Origin of the sequence: Collinsella aerofaciens (genome assembly GCF_040926405.1) — a bacterium.
Taxonomy (GTDB): Bacteria; Actinomycetota; Coriobacteriia; order Coriobacteriales; family Coriobacteriaceae; genus Collinsella.
In genome coordinates, this window is sequence record NZ_JBCOIG010000051.1 from 1 (window position 1) to 4406 (window position 4406).

General features: G+C 56.8%; 4 protein-coding genes. 3 read left to right on the forward strand and 1 reads right to left on the reverse strand.

All coding sequences use genetic code 11. The features are described from left to right. Positions 1-203 precede the first annotated feature (203 nt). The 3 genes from coaE to uvrB are packed head-to-tail and all read left to right on the forward strand — an operon-like array spanning position 204 to position 3711. Positions 204-845 (forward strand): dephospho-CoA kinase, encoded by a 642-nt coding sequence (coaE, locus tag AB5758_RS09545; RefSeq protein WP_368141753.1) that lies wholly within the window; start codon positions 204-206, stop codon positions 843-845. Beyond that, on the forward strand, positions 838-1419 hold the full coding sequence (locus AB5758_RS09550) for a lytic transglycosylase domain-containing protein (RefSeq protein ID WP_368141752.1): 582 nt from the start codon (positions 838-840) through the stop codon (positions 1417-1419). Before coaE ends, AB5758_RS09550 begins: the two co-directional genes overlap by 8 nt. 51 nt (positions 1420-1470) lie before the next feature. Beyond that, a complete protein-coding gene (gene uvrB / locus AB5758_RS09555) occupies positions 1471-3711 on the forward strand; it encodes an excinuclease ABC subunit UvrB (RefSeq protein WP_195246830.1) in 2241 nt (746 codons plus the stop codon). Between the two features lie 65 nt (positions 3712-3776). Here the strand turns inward: uvrB and AB5758_RS09560 are convergent. Next, on the reverse strand, positions 3777-4406 hold a 630-nt coding region (locus AB5758_RS09560), incomplete at its 5' end, for an NAD(P)/FAD-dependent oxidoreductase (protein ID WP_368155533.1).

Consider the following 4406-nt stretch of genomic DNA (forward strand, 5'->3'; position numbering starts at 1 on the left):
GCGCCGCTGACCGGTGGACGGCACCGAGCCGTACGCTTGAACTGAGAAGGGGGAGGCCTCGCGGCCTCCCCCTTTTTGCGTTATATACACGTTGTACTTTGGGACCTAGTTCCCCCGTATGCGCTCTTACTGTTTGGCTGTATTTTGAGTCCTTCTAGTGTATTTGAGCGATAATTACTCGCATTGGCGTTAGGGAGGGCTTGATGTTTACCGTATTTGTCTTGGGCAATATTGCTTCGGGTAAGTCGACTGCCTGCCGCTATTTCGAATCTCGTGGCGCTATGCTAATCGATCTGGATGAGCTTGCAAAATCGCTGTATGTGCCGGGCTCTGATATCGTCAATGCTCTCGCGGATGAATTCGGTTGGGACATTTTGGATGAGGATGGCGGCATTCGCCGCAACATCCTCGCTTCTCGAGCTTTTGCTTCTCCTGATTCGGTCGCACGGCTCAATGGCATTGTGCATCCCGTTCTCATTGAACAGCTTTCGCTTAGGATTCTCGATCCGGTTTGTTGTACGGTTTCGTCTCCCCGTTATCCCTTTGCGGTGGTCGAGGTTTCTGCTCCGACTGGTTTTGAGGATGCATTTGGCTTGGCTGATGAAATTTTGGTCATCAGCGCCCCTTTGTCAGTTCGTCGCGAGCGCGCTATTCAACGTGGCATGGAGCCATCTGATTTCGATGCCCGTTCTGCTTGTCAGCCCGATGAGTCTGCGCTGTGCAATCTCGCTACTACGGTGATTGATAATGCCGCAGGCGATAATTCGCTCTTTGAGCAGCTTGACTCATGGCTTGCATGCCACGGGTTTATAGATACTCCGGATAAGGAGGAGGCCGATGCCTAAGGCACGTTTCTTTACGTGGTATCGCGTGGCGCCACTTGCCGTTGTGTTCGTCTTCGGCCTTATTTCGCTCGTCTACTCGTGTGCCCCTGCCGCTTTCTTTAAGCCGCTGTATCCGATTGACTACGAGGCGTACGTAAAGCAATCGAGCATTTCGCACAATCTTGATCCGTATCTGGTGTGTGCCGTCATAAAGTCGGAATCGAATTGGGATCCCGAGGCCGAGTCGAATCAAGGCGCACAGGGCTTGATGCAGCTGATGCCCGAGACTGCCCAGGATATGATTGCCAAGGGTCTTGTCGATGGTAGCGAGTATTCAGCCGACAGCCTTAACGATCCCGCTACGAACATCGAGTTTGGCTGTGCGTATCTTTCGTATCTTCTAACGTATTTTAACGGGTCGACTGACAGTGCCATTGCCGCCTATAACGCCGGCATGGGCAATGTCGACGGATGGGCGCAGCAGAGCACGTCGCTTCATAATGCAATCACCTTTCCCGAGACGCAGGCGTATCTGATTCGTGTCAATAATGCCTGGGTTCGCTACAAGACCCTCTATCCCGATCGGTTCGTATAGGACTATGCCTGCCGCCTGCGTATACTGCAGATATATGAGTTAGGAGTATCCATGGCGGAATTTGAAGTAGAACGCGTTGGTGGTGAACTTAAGCGCTTTGGCGTTGAGGGCGCTGAGGTGCCGTTTGAAGTCGTTTCCCCCTATGAGCCTGCCGGTTCCCAGCCTAAGGCCATTGAGTCGCTTGTGCAGGGCGTGAGGGACGGAGACCGCTATCAGGTTTTGCTGGGCGTGACTGGTTCGGGCAAGACCTTCACGATGGCAAAGACTATTGAGGCCCTGGGAAAGCCGACGCTGGTCATGGCTCCGAATAAAACGCTCGCCGCTCAGCTTGCGAGCGAGCTCAAAGAGTTCTTTCCCAACAACGCTGTGGTCTACTTCGTCTCGTACTACGACTACTATCAGCCCGAAGCGTATGTGCCGCAAAGCGATACATATATCGAGAAAGACTCCTCGATTAACGAAGAGGTCGAGATGCTGCGCCATCAGGCGACCGCGTCACTGCTCTCTCGACGCGATGTGATCGTTGTCGCATCGGTCTCGTGTATCTATGGCATTGGCTCTCCTGAGGACTATGCGGGTCTGGCTCCAAACGTCGACAAGAAGGTGCCGCTCGAGCGCGATGACTTTATCCATGCACTTATCGACATTCAATATGATCGCAATGACTATGACCTGGCACGCGGCACGTTCCGCGTGCGCGGCGATGTTGTCGACGTGTATCCGCCTTATGCCGAGCATCCGTTGCGGTTTGAGTTCTTTGGCGACGAGGTCGAGCTGATTGCCGAGATCGATGAGGTCACCGGTGAGATGCTTCGTGAGTACGAGGCTATTCCCGTATGGCCGGCATCGCACTACGTGACCGAGAAGCCGAAGGTCAAGGCGGCTCTGAAATCGATCAGCGAAGAGTGCGAGAAGCGCGTGGCGGAGCTCAAGGCGACCGACAAGTTGCTCGAGGCGCAGCGTCTGCAGCAGCGCACCGATTATGATCTTGAGATGCTCGAGACGATGGGCTTTTGCAACGGCATCGAGAACTACTCGCGTCATCTGGACGGTCGCAAACCGGGTGAGCCGCCGTTTACCCTAATCGATTACTTTCCCAAGGATATGCTCTGCATCATCGATGAGAGCCATGTGACGGTGCCGCAGATTCGCGGCATGCACGAAGGTGACCGCTCGCGTAAGGTGACGCTGGTGGAACACGGTTTTCGCCTGCCCTCGGCGCTCGATAACCGCCCGCTTCGTTTCGATGAGTTTGAGGCAAGGATACCCCAGTTTATCTATGTTTCGGCCACGCCGGGCGATTACGAGCTGCGGGTGAGCCAAAACGACGTGGAGCAGATTATTCGTCCGACCGGTCTGCTCGATCCCAAGATCGATGTGCGTCCGGTTCGCGGTCAGATTGACGATCTTGAGGACGAGATTCGCGAGCGCGTTGCCCGCAAGGAGCGCGTGCTGGTGACCACGTTGACCAAGCGCATGGCCGAGGACCTGACCGACCATCTGCTTGATGCGGGCATTAAGGTCAATTACATGCATTCTGATACGGCGACAATGGACCGTGTCGAGATCCTGCGAACGCTGCGCGAGGGCAAGATCGATGTTCTCGTTGGCATCAACCTGCTTCGCGAGGGCTTGGATCTTCCCGAGGTCTCACTGGTGGCAATTCTCGATGCCGATAAGGAAGGCTTCTTGCGCAACCGCCGTTCGCTGATTCAGACGATTGGCCGCGCGGCCCGTAATGCCGATGGCGAAGTCATCATGTATGCGGACGTTGTGACCGATTCGATGAAAGAGGCCATCGAGGAGACGCAGCGCCGTCGCGAGATTCAGATGGCATATAACGAAGAGCATGGCATTGTGCCCAAGACAGTGCGCAAGGCCATCAACGACATCTCAAGTTTTATTGCCGAGGCCGAAAAAACCGTGGGTTCCAAGGGGCGCTCGAAGGGCGATTCTCTTGGTCATGGCGCATTCTATACGCCCGATGAGTCGGGCGAGGGCGGTGTGCCGGAAACGGTGGCGCCCGAGCAGACACTTGCGGAGCAGTTGGAAGAACTGCCGCATGACGAGCTTGTGCGGATCGTCGAAACCATGGAAGAGGATATGCGTAACGCTTCTGCCGCTATGGACTTTGAGGAGGCGGCGCGCCTGCGCGATGCCGTCGTTCAGATTCGGGCGATGCTCGAGGGTGCGTCTGAGGACGAGACGATCGAGCGCTTACGCTCGCAGGCCCGCAAGGGTTCCACGTTCGCATCGGGCAGAAAACGCCAGGGTGCACGGTTTAAGAAATAGCGAACAGGCCCCGAGTTCTCTGTGGAGCTCGGGGCCTATGTCTTTTGCGCGCTGGAATTTGTGCGTTAGAGGTCTGCGATCAGGGCTTCAGCACAACGGATGCCGTCGGTGGCCGCGCTCATGATGCCGCCGGCATATCCAGCTCCCTCACCACAAGGGTAGAGGCCCGGGGTCGACACGGCATGGCACGCTCGGTCTCGGGTGACAGCGACCGGTGAGCTCGAACGCGTCTCCACGCCAGTGAGGACCGCATCGGGGCGGTCATAGCCACGCAGTTTCTTACCGAGCAGGGGGATTCCCAAACGAAGCGACTCGACGATATGCTGCGGGAGGGCATCGTCGATCGCCGTCCAGGTCACACCAAGTGGATAGGTTGGTTTTACCTTTCCGGGTGCCGTGCTGGCGCGTCTAGCAAGGAAATCTCCGACGAGCTGTGCCGGCGCGTTCCAGTTGGAGCCACCCAGGCGATAGGCGGCTCGCTCGCAGGCGCGCTGGAGCTCAATGCCTGCGAGCGGATCATCGCCGGGAAGGTCGTCAGGTGTGACGTTGACGAGTAGGGCGGCATTCGCGTTGCGCCCGTCGCGGGCATTGAGGCTGGCACCGTTGACGCACAGATGGCCCTGCTCGGAAGAAGCCGCGACAACCTGTCCGCCGGGGCACATACAAAACGAGAACACGCTGCGGCCGTTGGGGAG